15 protein-coding genes and 1 other annotated feature are annotated in these 16,584 nt (G+C 29.6%); of the genes, 14 read left to right on the top strand and 1 reads right to left on the bottom strand.

Annotation, left to right across the window (positions count from 1 at the left end):
- Positions 1–4 precede the first annotated feature (4 nt).
- From Q0F58_RS00865 to Q0F58_RS00815, 11 genes are all read left to right on the top strand, one after another.
- Positions 5–418, top strand: a complete 414-nt coding sequence (locus tag Q0F58_RS00865; RefSeq protein ID WP_294371199.1) for a HutP family protein — start codon at positions 5–7, stop codon at positions 416–418.
- A gap of 310 nt (positions 419–728) precedes the next feature.
- Positions 729–1,745, top strand: coding sequence for an ABC transporter substrate-binding protein (locus Q0F58_RS00860; protein WP_294371196.1), 1,017 nt, complete (start codon positions 729–731; stop codon positions 1,743–1,745).
- On the top strand, positions 1,745–2,659 hold the full coding sequence (locus Q0F58_RS00855; protein WP_294371193.1) for an ABC transporter permease: 915 nt from the start codon (positions 1,745–1,747) through the stop codon (positions 2,657–2,659). Before Q0F58_RS00860 ends, Q0F58_RS00855 begins: the two co-directional genes overlap by 1 nt.
- Positions 2,625–3,425, top strand: a complete 801-nt coding sequence (locus Q0F58_RS00850; protein ID WP_294371190.1) for an ABC transporter ATP-binding protein — start codon at positions 2,625–2,627, stop codon at positions 3,423–3,425. Before Q0F58_RS00855 ends, Q0F58_RS00850 begins: the two co-directional genes overlap by 35 nt.
- A 166-nt stretch (positions 3,426–3,591) precedes the next feature.
- Entirely contained in the window at positions 3,592–5,517 is a 1,926-nt protein-coding gene (locus Q0F58_RS00845) for a [Fe-Fe] hydrogenase large subunit C-terminal domain-containing protein (RefSeq protein ID WP_294371188.1), read from the top strand.
- 246 nt (positions 5,518–5,763) lie between these two features.
- Positions 5,764–7,008 carry a replication-associated recombination protein A gene (locus tag Q0F58_RS00840; RefSeq protein ID WP_294371185.1) on the top strand — a complete coding sequence of 415 codons (1,245 nt, stop codon included), beginning with the start codon at positions 5,764–5,766 and terminating at the stop codon, positions 7,006–7,008.
- Positions 7,009–7,309: 301 nt separating this feature from the next.
- Positions 7,310–7,759, top strand: coding sequence for an Rrf2 family transcriptional regulator (locus Q0F58_RS00835; protein ID WP_294371258.1), 450 nt, complete (start codon positions 7,310–7,312; stop codon positions 7,757–7,759).
- A 6-nt stretch (positions 7,760–7,765) separates the two neighbouring features.
- Entirely contained in the window at positions 7,766–8,947 is a 1,182-nt protein-coding gene (gene nifS, locus Q0F58_RS00830; protein WP_294371184.1) for a cysteine desulfurase NifS, read from the top strand.
- 2 nt (positions 8,948–8,949) lie between these two features.
- Positions 8,950–9,384: a Fe-S cluster assembly scaffold protein NifU gene (gene nifU / locus Q0F58_RS00825; protein ID WP_294371180.1), complete on the top strand. Its 435-nt coding sequence runs from the start codon at positions 8,950–8,952 to the stop codon at positions 9,382–9,384.
- A gap of 35 nt (positions 9,385–9,419) precedes the next feature.
- Positions 9,420–10,472 (top strand): tRNA 2-thiouridine(34) synthase MnmA, encoded by a 1,053-nt coding sequence (mnmA, locus tag Q0F58_RS00820; protein WP_294371255.1) that lies wholly within the window; start codon positions 9,420–9,422, stop codon positions 10,470–10,472.
- Between the two features lie 146 nt (positions 10,473–10,618).
- Positions 10,619–11,374: an AraC family transcriptional regulator gene (locus Q0F58_RS00815; protein ID WP_294371177.1), complete on the top strand. Its 756-nt coding sequence runs from the start codon at positions 10,619–10,621 to the stop codon at positions 11,372–11,374.
- Positions 11,375–11,388: 14 nt separating this feature from the next.
- On the opposite strand, the gene Q0F58_RS00810 is transcribed toward Q0F58_RS00815, so the two are convergent.
- A complete protein-coding gene (locus Q0F58_RS00810) occupies positions 11,389–11,598 on the bottom strand; it encodes a cupin domain-containing protein (protein WP_294371251.1) in 210 nt (69 codons plus the stop codon).
- A 341-nt stretch (positions 11,599–11,939) separates the two neighbouring features.
- On the opposite strand from Q0F58_RS00810, the gene Q0F58_RS00805 reads away from it, so the two are divergent.
- The 3 genes from Q0F58_RS00805 to alaS all read left to right on the top strand — a co-directional run bounded on the left by Q0F58_RS00805 (position 11,940) and on the right by alaS (position 16,554).
- Positions 11,940–12,440 carry a PRC-barrel domain-containing protein gene (locus Q0F58_RS00805; RefSeq protein ID WP_294371175.1) on the top strand — a complete coding sequence of 167 codons (501 nt, stop codon included), beginning with the start codon at positions 11,940–11,942 and terminating at the stop codon, positions 12,438–12,440.
- Entirely contained in the window at positions 12,421–13,449 is a 1,029-nt protein-coding gene (locus Q0F58_RS00800; RefSeq protein WP_294371172.1) for an AI-2E family transporter, read from the top strand. Before Q0F58_RS00805 ends, Q0F58_RS00800 begins: the two co-directional genes overlap by 20 nt.
- Before the next feature lie 94 nt (positions 13,450–13,543).
- Positions 13,544–13,721, top strand: a binding site (T-box leader).
- Positions 13,722–13,914: 193 nt separating this feature from the next.
- A complete protein-coding gene (gene alaS, locus Q0F58_RS00795; RefSeq protein WP_294371169.1) occupies positions 13,915–16,554 on the top strand; it encodes an alanine--tRNA ligase in 2,640 nt (879 codons plus the stop codon).
- Positions 16,555–16,584 lie beyond the last annotated feature (30 nt).

The raw sequence follows: 16,584 nt of genomic DNA, 5'->3' as shown, positions 1-16,584 counted from the left end.
TATTATGGATAGTAATAGTACAAAAATTGCAAAGATAGCTACCAAGATGGCGATTTGTGATAGAGAAGAAGAAGAAGTTTTAAAGAATATGTATAGTAAACAAGGAATAAAGGTGACAGCAGTAAATATAGGTGGAAATATAAATTCATCTGTTTCGAAGATTTTAGAAAGTGCACTAGTAGCTGCAAAAAGAAATGGACTTATAAGAGAAGAGCACCTTCATGAAGGTGCTGTAATAGGCGCAGCACGAGATGCCATAATTCAGATCAGCAATAGAGCTAATGGATTAAATGTAGGTGGAAAAGTAGGAATTGCAAGAGGTGGAGAACATGTTTCTGTATGTATATTTTTAAGCATAGGGTTACTTCATTTAGATGAAGTAGTTATAGGAATTGGACATAGAAGCATTCCAATGTGAAAATTAACAGTTTTTAGATAAATAATTAATAAATGAGAAAAATAATGAGGAGCTTAAAATATTTAAGTCTCCTTTTTTTATTCGACATAATATATATAAAATGTGAGAAAAAATAAAAAAATTTTAATATATAGGAGATAAAACTTTACAGTAATTTTAAATTATGATAATATAAATTAATAAATTAATAAAAGGTTGTCAATTCAATTGAGGTAATAGCATAAATATAAGCGTATAATTATCAATTTATTTTTTAGGAGTAAATAATAATTAAGTTAAACTGACAACATATATATAGGAGGATAGAATTATGGTAGGAAAGAAAAAATTAGGGGCACTTATTACCGCAGCAATAATAGGAACTTCATTAATTGGCTGTGGAGGAAGTTCTGGGACAAGCAATTCTGATAATAAGGGAAATGGAAATACTAAAAATATTGGTGTTGTTCAACTTGTTCAACATGATGCATTGGATTCTGCAAATAATGGATTTGTAGATGGATTGAAAGAAAAAGGATATGAAGAAGGAAAAAATATAAATATAGATCAGCAGAATGCTCAAGGTGAACAAGCAAACGCACAAACAATAACTAAGCAATTTGCAGATGGTAAAAAGGATTTAATATTTGCCATAGCAACACCAGCAGCACAGGCGGCATATAATTCAACAAAGGATATTCCTATAGTATTTACAGCAGTTACAGATCCAGTAGCAGCTGAAATTGCAAAGGATTGGAAAAGTTCTGGAACTAATGTTACTGGAACATCTGATAAAGTACCAGTAGAAGATCAAATGAAATTATTAAAGAAATTACTTCCAGAAACAAAGACAGTAGGAGTAATTTATAATACTTCAGAAACCAATTCATTGATTCAAGTAGAAGAATTAAAAGCAGCTGCAGAAAAAGAAGGATTAGCTGTAAAAGAAGTTGGTGTAACAAATGTAAATGAAATAAACCAAAATCTTGCAAGTGCAATAAACGATATTGATGTTTTATATACTCCAACTGATAATACAGTAGCTTCTGCATATAGCTTGGTTGGAAAGATTTGTTTAGATGCCAAGAAACCTATTATCGGGGCAGAAGAAGCCGTAGTAACTAAAGGTGGTCTTGCAACTATAGGTATTGATTACTATAAATTAGGAAAAGAAGCTGGATATAAAGCAGCTGAAATATTAGATGGAAAGAATCCTTCTGATATTGAAATAACAACATTAAGTCAAATGTCATTTACTATAAATACAGATGTTGCTACAAAATTAGGAATAACTATTCCAGAAGATATTGAAAAGGATGCTAAATTAGTTACAGGAGGAGTAGAATAGTGGATGTTTTAATAAATATTTTAGAACAAGGTCTATTATTCTCTATTGTAGCAATTGCAGTTTATATAACATATAAAATATTAGATTTTCCAGATATGTCTGTTGATGGAACATTTCCTATGGGGGCAGCTATAAGTGCTGCTCTTCTGGTAAAAGGTGTAAATCCATGGATAAGCATACTTGTAGCAGCAGGAGGAGGAGCAATAGCTGGAACTATTACAGGACTTTTACATGTTAAATTAAAAATTGACAATTTAATGGCTGGGATACTTATGATGATAGGCTTGTATTCAATAAACTTAAGGATAATGGGAAAAGCAAATGTTCCTTTATTTAATGTAGATAATATATTTAAATTAAATGTACCTGCTATAGTACTCATTGCAGTGGCATTAATAGTTATAAAAATTCTTTTAGACCTATATTTGAAAACTAAATCTGGTTTTTTACTTATTGCAGTAGGTGATAATGAACAGGTTGTGTCATCTCTAGGTGTAAATAAGGATTTTATAAAAGTTTTAGGGCTTCTTATAAGTAATGCACTGGCTGCAACAGCTGGAGCAATTACAGCTCAATATCAAGGATTTGCAGATGTTGGAATGGGAACTGGTACAGTTGTAATGGGACTTGCAGCAGTAATAATTGGAACATCTTTATTTGAAAAGGTAACATTCATAAAAGCAACTACTCTTTCTATAATCGGAGCAATAATATATAAAGGTGCAATAGCAATAGTATTGAAATATGGAGCTGTAATAGGCTTGACTGCTAACGATTTGAAACTTATGACAGCTATTATAGTAGTAGTAGCACTATGTTCTAATAATGGTGTATTTAAATTTAAAAAGAAAAAACTTATAGAAGGTGGTGCACAAAAAGATGTTAAAAGTGACACAACTATCCAAAGTGTTTAATCCTAACACTATAAATGAAAACAGAGTATTTGATAAATTATCATTGGAAGTTAGTGAAGGGGATTTTGTAAGTATAATAGGATCAAATGGGGCTGGAAAATCTACATTGCTGAATATGATATCTGGTACATTACAAGCTGATTCAGGATCTATATTATTAGATGGAATTGAGGTAATAAATAAGCCTGAATATATTCGATGTAAATCTATTGGAAGGGTTTTTCAGGATCCATCAAAGGGTGTAGCACCTAATATGACCATATTAGAAAATATAGCTCTTGCAGATAATAAAGGAAAAAGATTTGGATTTGCTCCAGGAATAAATAAAAAGAGAATTGATTATTATAAAGAAATGGTCAGTGAAATAAATCTAGGACTTGAAGATAAGCTTCATAATAAAGTACAGCTCTTGTCAGGAGGACAAAGGCAAGCCCTAACTCTTCTTATGTCAGTAATGTCTAAGCCAAAACTTTTATTACTGGATGAGCACACAGCTGCATTGGATCCAAAAACGTCTGAAAAGATAATGGAGATAACAAGAAAAATAGTAAAAGAAAGTGGAATTACTACTCTTATGGTTACTCATAATCTTAAACATGCTATTGAAAATGGAAATCGACTATTTATGATGCACAGAGGTCAAATTCTTGCAGATATAAAAGGCAAAGAAAAAGAAAAATTGGATACAAACAGTCTTCTTGGATTATTTGAAAAAGCAAATGGAAATGGAGAAGAAGGCTTAAGTGATAGAACTTTATTTGGATAACAGGCTAAACCCATATAAGCATTAATTATTAATGTTTATATGGGTTTTTTGCAATATAAGTGTAAATATATGTTGTGCTTGAAAAAATATATTTCTGCTTTATTATTACATATATGGTAAAATAGTATTAAGAGTATAAAATTGTGTTGTTTTAAGGGGGGTAACTATGAGTACAATTATAATTGATAAAGACAAATGTGTAGGATGTAATAACTGTGTCAGAGCATGCCCTGCAATAGATGCTAATATAGCTGAATATGATGAAAATGATCAGCTTACGATTTCTATTGATGAAGATAAGTGTATAAAATGCGGTTCATGTATTACTGCATGTGCGCATAAAGCAAGAAGATTCGAGGATGATACGGATGAATTTATAAGTGATTTAAAAAGAGGTGAAAAAATAAATATAATAGTGGCTCCAGCAATAAAGATTGCATTTGATGGAAATTGGAGACATGCACTTCAATGGCTTAGAAATAATGGAGTTAATAAAATTTATGATGTTTCATTTGGTGCAGATATATGTACATGGGCTCATGTTCGACTTCTTGAAAAAGAACCTGCAAGGAAAATTATAAGTCAGTCTTGTGCGGCAATAGTCAATTACATACTTAAATACCGGCATGGATTAATAAAGGATTTATCTCCTATTCAGAGTCCTATGATCTGTTTGGTGATTTACATGAAAAAATATCTAAATATGTCTGGGAAAATAGCTGCATTATCTCCATGTATAGCTAAAAAAGATGAATTTAATCAGACTGGTCTTGTAGATTATAATATTACATTTGGAAAATTGAAGAAATATTTTAATGCAAATAATATAAATCTTCCTCAAGTAAAAATATATAGTGATTTTGAATTTGATGAAGAACAGGGACTTGAAGGTTCTATATATTCAAGGCCAGGTGGATTAAAAGATAATATATTGATTCATAATCCTAAGCTTAACATAATAAATAGTGAAGGAATTCAAGTTTATAATGATTTGGATACTTATGAAAAAGAAAAACCAGAATTTAGACCTCAGGTATTTGATGTTTTAAACTGTCAATTTGGCTGTAATGGAGGAACAGCAGTGGGCCAAGACTATATGGTATTTAAAATGAACAGCATAATGTACGATGTTGAACAATTTACAAGAGAAAAAAGAAAGCAGAATACTACAAAAAAAGGTGTTGATAAACAGTATGAATTTTTTGATAAAAGATTAGATATAAATGATTTTATAAGAAAGTATGAGCCTGTTGGCAAATATATAGAGGAGCCTGCTGAAGAGGAAATAGAAATGGCTTATAGAAAATTAAATAAAACTACAGAAGAACAGAAAAATTTTGATTGTCATGCATGTGGATATCAAACATGTAGGAATATGGCCATTGCAATAGCTAAAGGAGTAAATCAGCCATTAAATTGTAATCAAAATGTATTATACATATGTAGGAAAGAAAAAAAGGAAATGGAGAATATTAATAACAAAGTAGCTGAACTTGTTGGAAAACTTGAACAAGTTATGGAAGTATTGAATGACAATATAGATAAAGTTGGAGAAGGAACTAATAAGATAAATAATTTAGGAATTAGAAGTTCTGATGATATGAATAGTGTATCAAAACATATGAATGAAATGGATCAGTTATGTACTAACATCAGATTAGCAACTATGGATATCTCAAGTGAAATTGATCAATATAAAATAATGATAAAAAATGTTAATTCAATAGCAAGTGATATAAATTTGTTATCTTTAAATGCTTCTATAGAAGCTGCAAGAGCTGGAGAAGCTGGAAAAGGTTTTTCTGTAGTTGCTGAGAATATAAGAGAATTGTCTGATAAGTCGAAGAGAGCTGTAAGTAATGCCAAGGAAAGTGAGAAAAAATTATATTACGTTATAGATAAGATAAAGGGCATAGTGGAAGATACATTAGAGACCAACAAAAAATTATTGAAAAATGTTGAAGATGCATTGTATGATGTTGATAATATTACACAAGAGGGAAATTTCATAAACGAATCAATGAATATGCTTGAAGGTGTGGCTAAAAAACTTGATGGAATGATGAAGGAAACAAGTAGTATACTAAAATAGTCTAAATAAACAGCTATTATATGGAAATTAACAATATAATAGCTGTATTATTTTGAGGATTTTAGATGTGAAGATATTAATGATATAATTTAATCAGTTGTATATTGATGAAATATGGTAATATATATTTATCATATTTCATCAATATATATTCAATAGTGAATGATGAAATATTTGAGCTATTTGAATATGTATTATAGAAATTAAAATTATAGATATATATGTATAGGATAGGGGATATTTTTAGTGAGACCATTAGCTGATTTAATGAGACCTTCATCACTAGAGGATTTTGCAGGTCAAAAGCATATACTTGGTGAAGGAAAACCATTATATAATTTAATAAAAAACAGAAAAATATGTAATTGCATATTTTATGGACCACCAGGTACAGGAAAAACAACTTTAGCAAATATAATGGCTAACTATGTTGATAAAAAATTCTATAAATTAAATGCAACAACAGCAAGTGTCAAAGATATACAGGACATAACGAATAATATGGGAAATCTGATGAGTTATAATGGAGTGGTACTTTATATTGATGAAATACAACATTTTAATAAAAAGCAGCAGCAGGCGTTATTAGAATTTATTGAAGATGGAAGAATAACATTGATTGCAAGTACTACAGAAAATCCTTATTTTGTAATACACAAAGCTATAATAAGCAGATGCAATATATTTGAATTTAAACCGTTGAACAGTAATGATATAGTCATAGGACTTGAAAATTCTTTAAAAAAACTTATAAATGAAGGTGTGAATGTGAATTATTCATTAGATGCACTAAAATATATAGCAGAAATATCTCAGGGAGATTATAGAAAATCTTATAATATTCTTGAACTTGCTATAAATTCACAAATCAAACATATCAGAGAAATAACTAAAGAATACATTGAAAGTCTTGGACAGTCCACTATGAGAGCAGACAGTAGTGGAGATGAATTCTATAATCTTTTGAGTGCACTTCAAAAGAGTATAAGAGGAAGTGACCCTGATGCAGCAGTTCATTATCTTGCAAGACTCATAAAAGGTGGAGAACTGAATGCAATAGTCAGGAGAATTGCGGTAATAGCAGCAGAAGATATAGGGCTTGCTGTGCCTAATGCACTTACAGTAATAAATTCAGGAATAGATCTTGTTTTAAAAACAGGACTGCCTGAAGCAGGGTTAATATTATCTGAAATGGTTATATATCTTGCAACACTTCCAAAATCAAATAGTGCTTGCATTGCTATAAATCGAGCTCTTAATGATTTGGAAAATATGAATGTAGGAGATGTTCCAATGCATTTAAAAGATGCACATTATAGTGGAGCTGAAAAATTAGGAGTTGGAGGGTATAAATATCCGCATGATTTTGAAAATCATTACATTAAACAGCAGTATATGCCTAAAGAATTAATAGGACGGAAATATTATGAAGAGCAGAATAATAAATATGAAACAAGTATAAAAAATTATTGGAACAAGATAAAATATTAATAATTTTAAAAAATCTATGCAAACTAATATAAAATGATATAATGAGTAATAAAAGACAATTTTATATAATGAAAAGATTTTATATTAAAGGTAGAAATATATATAAAATTAATAATAAAACATACTATTCATATAAATATTATAAAAAATATCCAATGTGATTTTGTCAAGATTACATCAGTTTTCAGTTATATTTGAATAATAAATAATATGATTAATTACAGAAATATTTTTGAGTTTGACAATAGCCGAGTATTTTGATAAGATATAGATGAAATGAATGATAATAAGGGGTGAGATGGTGAAATTATCGACAAAAGGAAGATATGGAGTAAGAGCCATGGTAGAGCTTGCTGCTCATTATGGAGGTGCCCCTATTTCAATAAAGACAATATCGAAAGAACAAAATCTTTCTGAATATTATTTAGAACAGCTTTTTAGTCCTTTAAGGCGCGCAAATATGATAAGAAGCATAAGAGGAGCACAAGGTGGATATGTTTTATGCAAGCATCCAAGTGAAATAACAGTTGGTGATATTATGACAATACTTGAAGGTCCAATTGAAATTGCAGATTGTATTGATGGATACCAATGTGAAAGTGAACATAGCTGTGCAACTAAATTTGTATGGGAAAGAATAAAAAATAGTATAGATGAAGTTATGAATTCTATTTCTTTACAAGATATAGTGGATAATTATGAAAATATAAAAAAAGAAAGCAGCAAGATAAGAATCGTAGAGGAGTGTTAATATACAATGAGAAATGTTTATATGGATTATTCAGCAACAACTTATGTTAAGCCTGAAGTTTTAGAAGAAATGATGCCATATTTTACAGAGAAGTTTGGAAATCCATCTTCATTTTATGGAATATCTAGAGAAACAAAGAGAGCTATAGATTCAGCAAGAGAAAAAGTTGCAAAAGGTTTGAATTGTCTGCCTGATGAAGTTTATTTCACAGGTGGAGGATCAGAAGCTGATAACTGGGCAATAAAAGGAATTGCTTCTGCTCATAAGAAAAAAGGAAATCATATAATAACAACAAAAATTGAACATCATGCTGTTCTTCATACTTGTCAGTATTTAGAAAAACATGGATTTGAAGTTACATACCTTGATGTTGATAGTGAAGGATTTATAAATTTAGACGATTTAAAAAATGCTATAACAGATAAGACAATATTGGTTTCTATAATGTTTGCTAATAATGAAATAGGAACTATTCAACCAATAAAAGAAATTGGTGAAATTTGTAGGGAAAAGAAAGTATTATTTCATACAGATGCAGTTCAAGCAGTTGGAAATGTTCCAATAGATGTTAAAGATATGAATATTGATATGTTATCTTTAGCTGGACATAAAATTTATGGACCTAAAGGAGTAGGAGTTCTTTATATAAAGAAGGGAATTAAAATTGATAATCTTATTCATGGGGGAGCTCAAGAAAGAAATAGAAGAGCTGGAACAGAAAATATTGCAGGAATTGTTGGTATCGGTAAAGCAATGGAACTTGCAACAAGTAATGTTGAAGAACATATGAAAAAGATGACTGTATTAAGAGATAAACTTATTGATGGATTGCTAAAAATTCCATATACTTATTTAAATGGACCAAGAGGAGATAAGAGACTTCCTGGAAATGTTAATGTTAGGTTTACATTTATAGAAGGTGAATCAATATTACTTTCATTAGATTTTAAGGGAGTATGTGCTTCAAGCGGAAGTGCTTGTACTTCAGGATCACTTGATCCATCACATGTACTTTTAGCAATAGGTCTTCCACATGAATTAGCTCATGGATCATTAAGACTTACATTAGGTGCAGGATCTACTGAAGAAGATGTGGATTACGTATTGGAAGTTACACCACCAATAATAGAAAGATTAAGAAATATGTCACCATTATGGGATGACTTTATTAAGAAGGGAGAAAAATAATTATGATATACAGTGATAAAGTTTTAGATCATTTTCAAAATCCAAGAAATGTAGGAGAAATAGAAGATGCTAATGGTATTGGTGAAGTTGGAAATGCTAAATGTGGAGATATAATGAAAATTTATTTAAAAGTTGAAGATAATATAATTAAAGATGTTAAATTCAAAACTTTTGGATGTGGATCTGCAATTGCATCATCATCAATGGCAACTGAAATGATAAAAGGAAAGACAATAGATGAAGCATGGGAATTGAGTAATAAAGCTGTTGCAGAAGCTTTAGATGGACTTCCACCAGTAAAAATGCATTGTTCAGTACTTGCAGAAGAAGCTATTCATAAAGCTATTAATGATTATAGAGAAAAAAATGGTTTAGAAGTTCATCCAATGGAAGAACATAACCATGATGAATTACATGATATGGTTCATGGAGAATAGTAAAGGTGAGCGGTAAAAAGAAAGTTTTAGTGGGTATGAGTGGCGGAGTTGACAGCTCTGTGGCTGCATACTTATTAAAACAACAAGGATATGAAGTTATTGGCGCTACAATGCAGATATGGCAGGAAGATAAAGAATATGAAGAAAGAGAAGGCGGATGCTGTTCACTTTCAGCAGTTGAAGATGCAAGAAGAGTATGTGATAAATTAGATATACCTTTCTATGTATTGAATTTTAGAGATTATTTTAAGGAAAAAGTAATAGAGCCATTTATACAAGAATATATGGATGGAAGAACTCCAAATCCATGTATAGAATGTAATAAACACCTTAAATTTGATGAACTTTTAAGAAGAGCAAGAGGGATTGGTGCAGATTATGTGGCAACAGGACATTATGCTAGAATTGAAGAAAGAGATGGAAGATATCTGCTTATAAGATCAGAAGATGATTCTAAAGATCAAACATATGCTCTATATAATTTTACACAAGATCAGCTGGCTCATACATTGATGCCTTGTGGTGATTATGAAAAAACAAAGATAAGAGAAATTGCTAAAGAAATAGGATTAGCTGTACATAATAAAAAAGATAGTGAAGAAATATGTTTTATTTCGGATAATAATCATGGAAAGTATATTTCGGAAGCAAGACCTAACAGAGTAAAACCAGGCAATTTCGTGGATAAAGAAGGAAATGTGCTTGGAAAGCATAAAGGTATTGTGTATTATACTATTGGACAGAGAAAAGGTCTTGGATTGGCACTTGGAAGACCAGTTTTTGTTACTGGAATTAACGCAAAAACTAATGAAGTTATAATAGGATCAGAAGATGAAATATTCAAGAATGATCTTATTGCTACAGATGTTAATTTTATACCTTTTGATAAATTAAAAGATGAATTAACAGTTCAAGCTAAAATAAGGTATTCAGCAAAACCAGCAGAAGCTGTACTTTCACCATTACCTAATGGAAAAGTAAAAGTATCATTTAAAGATAAGCAGAGAGCTATAACCAAAGGGCAGTCTGTAGTTTTTTATGATAAAGAAGTAGTTGTTGGTGGAGGAATAATAGAGAGCATAATTTAAATACATATGATATTTTTAGGGAGTGTTATATTTTAAAGATATAATGCTCTTTTTTAATATAATTTACAATATTTTTTGTAAGAGACAGAATAAATATTTGAATTTAAAACAAATATAATCGATTATATAAAGGCAGGCGAATTTTATTGAAGTGTAGTAAGATAAAGTGTTTTCATACAGAAAAAGAGTTTGTTGAGGTTATTTATATCAAAAATTCAAAAATTTCATATTGTCAACATAATCATAAATCTATATATACAATAGCAATAATAATAGATGGAAGTCTTAAAATTCAAGAGGAAAATATAAAATGCGAATATTTTGCGGGAGATGTATATGTTGTAAAGCCCTACAAATCTCATTCTATAGAAGCTGGAATATGTGGATATTCATCACTTATTTTTTGCGTAAAATCAGAGTTTATGAAGAAGTATAGCTTTGAAAAGGTTGGAAAATATATAGATAATATTATATGTGGACTTTACTTGAAGGATTTGGTTGATATTGATGTGAAATCTATAATAATTAAAGAATTGGAAAAGATATATACCTATGTAGTTAAAGAAGAATTAAATGAAGAATATCTACATATAATAAATAATATTATTGATAAAAATTTGGAAAATGATATGAATGTTGAAGAATTGAGTCAAAAGCTGTTTATAAGCAAATATCATTTTATAAGACAATTTAAAAAGAATATAGGAATAACACCTCATAAATTTCAAATTCAGAATAGAATAAGAACTGCACAAAATAGGATACGAAAAGGTGAAAACATAAATAAAGTAGCTTTGGATATGGGATTTTATGATCAAAGCCACTTTATAAAATATTTTAAAAAAATTGTAGGTATTACTCCAATGGAATATATAATGTCATGTAATAAGATGCATGATTAAAAATGAATTTTTCATTAAGCGGGAAAAAACTTTGCAAACATATAAAGTCCATTTTCTCCAGCTGTTACTTCATGAGGAGTATTCATGTCAAATATTGATATTGTACCACTTGTATAATCAAGCTTTGTACCATTATTTATACAATACCCATTACCTGCTATTACTTCATGAGTTTCAATTTGTTTTTGATGAACATGATTTTTAATGCTTTTTCCAGGATGAATTCTTACGAGATGATAGCTGTATTGTCCGTTAGTTTCATCTCCTGTAACAATATGTTTTAATTCAACCCCTTGGAAGGCAGGATGTTTAGTCCATTCTATATCTGCGAATTTTATTTCATGGGAAGGAAGTTTTAAAATTCCATTTTCAAAGTTTTAAAAAGTATTTTTATTATTCATATATTATACCGCCTTTCTTTGATTTACAAATTTATGATACAAATTTTTTTAAAAAAATTATTGTAAAAAATTGCTCACTATTACTTAAAAAGTAATGAGCAATAGGATTAAATTCCTTTGTTATGGGAAACATATAGTTATTAACCTAATAAGGATGTGTATTGATGCTGAGAAGTAAAGATTTTTATTTGAAAAACATATATGATGTTAATGGGAAAAAAATAGGTGTGGTAGAAGATATATATATAGATTTTTATAATCAAAGAGTAGTTGGATTTAAATGTTCATCCCTAAGTTTTCTTAATAAAAATGATTATATAGATATTGAAGATGTAATCGAACTTGATGATGAAGTTGTTGTTTATAGCAGAAAGCAGGGAAGTGGATTAAGTTTTAAGTCTATTAAGAACCTGAATATAGTTGATATTAATGGAATAAAAAAAGGTGTTTTAGAGGATATTATAGTGGATAGTAATAATTATAATATAAAAGGAATTGTAGCAAGTTCAGGGATTTTTGATAGATTGATAAAAGGAAAAGAAATATTTCTGCTAGAACAATGTATATTAGGTGACGAATATATTTTGTACACTGGGAAAGATAATATTGAATTTAAGACAATGATACATGATATGGAGAAGAAAAATGATTCTGCAAAAGCATAAATCAAAGTTGCTTGTATTAGCAGGTGTTCTGATAGGAATAAGTCTTATATGTCTATATTTATTTAATTCATCTGTCAAGGAAATAACAGATATTGTATTTATTTCTTTTGTATTAGCATATATTTTAAGTCCAATTAAAGAATTTTTTGAAGAGAGAGTTGGACTTGATAGGAGAGTATCATCTATAGTAGTAATAGTAATTGTCATAACGATTGTCGTGCTAGGTATTGCAATGATTTTACCAGGTTTTATAAAAGAACTATCATCTATAAATGATGTATTTGATGATTTAACATTACTATATGAAGATATTATTCAAAAGTTCAACTTGAATAATGCACCTAAAATAGAAGCTTTCTACAATTTGATTGTAGAAAAAAGTAATAGAATATGGGTGAATTTTTCAGAAAATATATTTGATAATATATTGGAAACAAGTTCAAAAGTAATATCATTAGCGGTTATTCCTATAATTACATATTATTTTATGTGTGATGGAACAAAGATGTTTTCAAGGATGCTGCTTTTTCTTCCTACAGAAAGAAGAGATCTTACTGAAAAAATAGTAAAAGATATAAACAAAGTTCTAAAAAGGTATATATGTAGTCAGTTATATTTATGTGGAATAATAGGAATTCTTACTTTTATTCTTCTTATATTGCTTGGAATAAGATTTCCTTTGTGGATTGCAGTACTTAATGGATTATTTAATATAATACCTTATTTTGGACCGATTTTTGGAATGATACCTGCCGTTTTTATTGCATTTATATTGTCACCATCAAAAGCTTTATGGGTTCTTGCGGGTATGATTTTAATACAGCAGATAGAAGGAAATATATTATCGCCTAAAATAACTGGAGATAATACAGAAATGCATCCCGTAGTTATAATAATTCTTCTTCTTATAGGGGATAAATTTGGAGGTTTTATGGGGATGATTATAATAGTACCGATAGCTGTAATAATAAAAGTTTTATATGATGATATTAATTACTATTTCTTTTAAGAATTTGTGACTATTAAATGTTTAGTATTGTACAATAGTATTATATGTATTGACAGAATTATGTATATGAAATATAATTTTTGTTGAAAACATATATTAAGCGATGAATAGGAAAAGTAGAATTATAAATAGACATTAAGAGAGAAAGTGGCTGGTGAAAACTTTCTGCTATTGTAATTTGAAGCTGCCTAGGAGCTATAATTTTTACTAAGTGATGTATATTTTATACATAATTAGGGTGGTACCGCGGAAATTCAGCTTTCGTCCCTTGTGATTTCATGGGAAGGAAGCTTTTTTATTTTGTAAAGATTTATATGAAAAGTTTCTGCTTTTCAACATGAATTTGAAATAATGATAATGTATAATTAATTCTGTAAATATGCAGAAATTGACTTATCTTTATTCGGTATGATGTAACAGTATTTTGACAGTTCAAAGATAAATTAATAAATGGAGGAATAACTTATGAAATTTACAAAGACTAATGACTTAAGAGATGCTTATTTAAAGTTCTTTGAAAGTAAAGGACATTTAAAAATGGATAGTTTTTCTTTAGTGCCAAAAAATGATAAAAGTTTATTATTAATAAATGCAGGTATGGCGCCATTAAAGCCTTACTTTACTGGCTTACAAGAACCACCAAGAAGAAGGGTTACTACTTGTCAAAAGTGTGTAAGAACTGGTGATATTGAAAATGTAGGTATTACAAGCAGACACGGTACATTCTTTGAAATGCTTGGAAATTTTTCTTTTGGAGATTATTTTAAGAAAGAAGTTATTCCTTGGGCTTGGGAGTTTTTAACAGAAGTTTTAGAAATGCCAAAGGATAAGCTATATGTAACAATATATTTAGACGATGATGAGGCTTATGAATACTGGACTACTCTTACAGATGTAGATAAGAGCCACATATTTAGACTAGGAAAAGAAGATAACTTCTGGGAACATGGTGCTGGTCCTTGTGGTCCTTGTACAGAAATTCATTTCAGCAGAACAGAAGAAGTTCCAAAGAATGCTGAAGAATTTGTTGAATTATCAGATGCTGATAAGATAATTGAAGTATGGAACCTTGTATTCACTCAATTTGATGGTGATGGAAAAGGAAATTATGAAAAACTTGCAAGTACTAACATAGATACAGGAATGGGACTTGAAAGACTTGCAGTTGTAATGCAGGGTAAAAACAGTATTTTTGAAATAGATACATTAGAAAATATATTAAATGAAGTTGCTAAGCTTGCAGGAGTTAAGTATGGTGAAAATCATAAAACTGATATATCATTAAGATTAATAACAGATCATATAAGATCTATAACTTTTATGATTTCAGATGATATCATGCCTTCAAATGAAGGAAGAGGATATGTTTTAAGAAGACTTCTAAGAAGAGCAGCTAGACATGGAAAGACTTTAGGAATCAAAGATGCATTCCTTTGCAACTTATGTGATGTTGTTATAAGGGATTCAAAAGATGCATATCCAGAATTAGAAACTAAGAAGGAATATATCAAGAAAGTAATAAAAATAGAAGAAGATAAGTTTAGAGAAACTTTAGATGCTGGTATAGAAATATTAAATGGATTCATAGCTGATTTAAAAGCAAAGAATGAAAAAGTTCTTAGTGGTGCAGACGGATTCAAATTATATGACACTTTTGGATTCCCAATGGAACTTACAAAAGAAATATTAGAAGATGAAGGACTTTCTTTGGATGAAGAAGCATTCCATGAAGAAATGAAAATACAAAGAGAAAGAGCAAGAAGTGCAAGAAAAGTTTCTAACTATATGGGTGCTGATGTTAAAACTTCAGATGCAATAAGTGCAGAAGTGGAAACAGAATTTGATGGATATGAAAATGATGAACTTAATGGTAAAGTTGAAGTACTGATAAATGGTGATGAGTTTGCTGATTCATTAACTGAAGGAAATAAGGGAATAATAGTTACAGATGTAACTCCATTTTATGCTGAAATGGGAGGACAGATTGGAGATACAGGTGTGATTTATAGTGACAGCTTTAAAGCTGCTGTTGTAGATACTAAGAAGAACATTGGTGGAAAGATAGTACACTTTGTTGAAGTTTTAAGTGGAGAAGTAAAGGTAAATGATATTGTTACTTTATCAATAGATAAAGAAAGACGTGAAAGAATAAGAAAGAATCATACAGCTACTCATTTATTAGATACTGCACTTAAAAAGGTTCTTGGATCTCATGTACATCAGGCAGGTTCGTTAGTAACTGATGAAAGATTAAGATTTGACTTTTCTCATTTTGAAGGATTGACAGAAGAAGAAATTCTAAAAGTTGAGGAATTAGTTAATGATGCTATAACAAGTGTTACACCAGTAGTTACTGAAGTTATGGATTTAAATGCTGCAAAGAATAGTGGAGCAATTGGTATTTTTGATGATAAATATGGAGACAAAGTAAGAGTAGTTACTGCTGGAGAATATTCAAAGGAATTATGTGGTGGTACTCATATAGATAATACTGGTAAAATTGGATTGTTTAAAATTATATCTGAAAGTGGAATCGCTGCAGGTACAAGAAGAATAGAAGCTGTAACAGGAAAAGAAGCTGTTAAATTTATAAATGAAAAAGAAGAACTTTTAAAAGAAGCTTGTGGAAAATTAAAATGTGCTCAAAAGGAAATTTCTACAAAAATAGACCAGAATTTAAAAGAAATAAAAGAAAAAGAAAAAGAAATAGCTCAATTAAAAGCTAAATTTGCTACTATGGGATTGGATGACATAATTGCAAGCAGCAAAGAAATAAAAGGAATAAATGTAGTATCTTATGAATTAAAAGATGTTGATAGTGACGCACTTAGAGATGTATGTGAAAAGGTACGAGACAAAGTTGAAAACAGTCTTGTTTTACTTATGAGTTCTAATAATGGAAAAGTTATTATATGTGCTATGGCTGATAAAGATGCAGTGGCTAAGGGTGCTCACTGTGGTAAACTAATAAAAGAAGTTTCTGCTATCCTTGGAGGAGGTGGAGGTGGAAGACCAGACATGGCTCAAGCTGGTGGAAAGCTTCCAGAAAAAATTAGTGAGGCTATTGAAGAATCTTATAAAATAGTTGAAACTTTGGTAAAATAGTATACTTTTTGTTCAAATTAGAGTATAATT

It is taken from the genome of uncultured Clostridium sp. (assembly GCF_934754915.1).
Taxonomy (GTDB): Bacteria; Bacillota; Clostridia; order Clostridiales; family Clostridiaceae; genus Clostridium.
Note: the sequence above shows the minus strand (reverse complement) of the source record. Positions and strands in the feature narration are given on the sequence as shown.

Excerpts from the sequence above, each read along its gene's own strand:
- nifS (WP_294371184.1), top strand. The coding sequence starts at position 7,766 with ATGAGAAATGTTTATATGGATTATTCAGCAACAACTTATGTTAAGCCT.
- Q0F58_RS00800 (WP_294371172.1), top strand. The coding sequence starts at position 12,421 with ATGATTCTGCAAAAGCATAAATCAAAGTTGCTTGTATTAGCAGGTGTT.
- Q0F58_RS00860 (WP_294371196.1), top strand. The coding sequence starts at position 729 with ATGGTAGGAAAGAAAAAATTAGGGGCACTTATTACCGCAGCAATAATA.
- Q0F58_RS00850 (WP_294371190.1), top strand. The coding sequence starts at position 2,625 with ATGTTAAAAGTGACACAACTATCCAAAGTGTTTAATCCTAACACTATA.
- nifU (WP_294371180.1), top strand. The coding sequence starts at position 8,950 with ATGATATACAGTGATAAAGTTTTAGATCATTTTCAAAATCCAAGAAAT.
- Q0F58_RS00845 (WP_294371188.1), top strand. The coding sequence starts at position 3,592 with ATGAGTACAATTATAATTGATAAAGACAAATGTGTAGGATGTAATAAC.
- alaS (WP_294371169.1), top strand. The coding sequence starts at position 13,915 with ATGAAATTTACAAAGACTAATGACTTAAGAGATGCTTATTTAAAGTTC.
- Q0F58_RS00865 (WP_294371199.1), top strand. The coding sequence starts at position 5 with ATGGATAGTAATAGTACAAAAATTGCAAAGATAGCTACCAAGATGGCG.
- mnmA (WP_294371255.1), top strand. The coding sequence starts at position 9,420 with ATGAGTGGCGGAGTTGACAGCTCTGTGGCTGCATACTTATTAAAACAA.
- Q0F58_RS00805 (WP_294371175.1), top strand. The coding sequence starts at position 11,940 with ATGCTGAGAAGTAAAGATTTTTATTTGAAAAACATATATGATGTTAAT.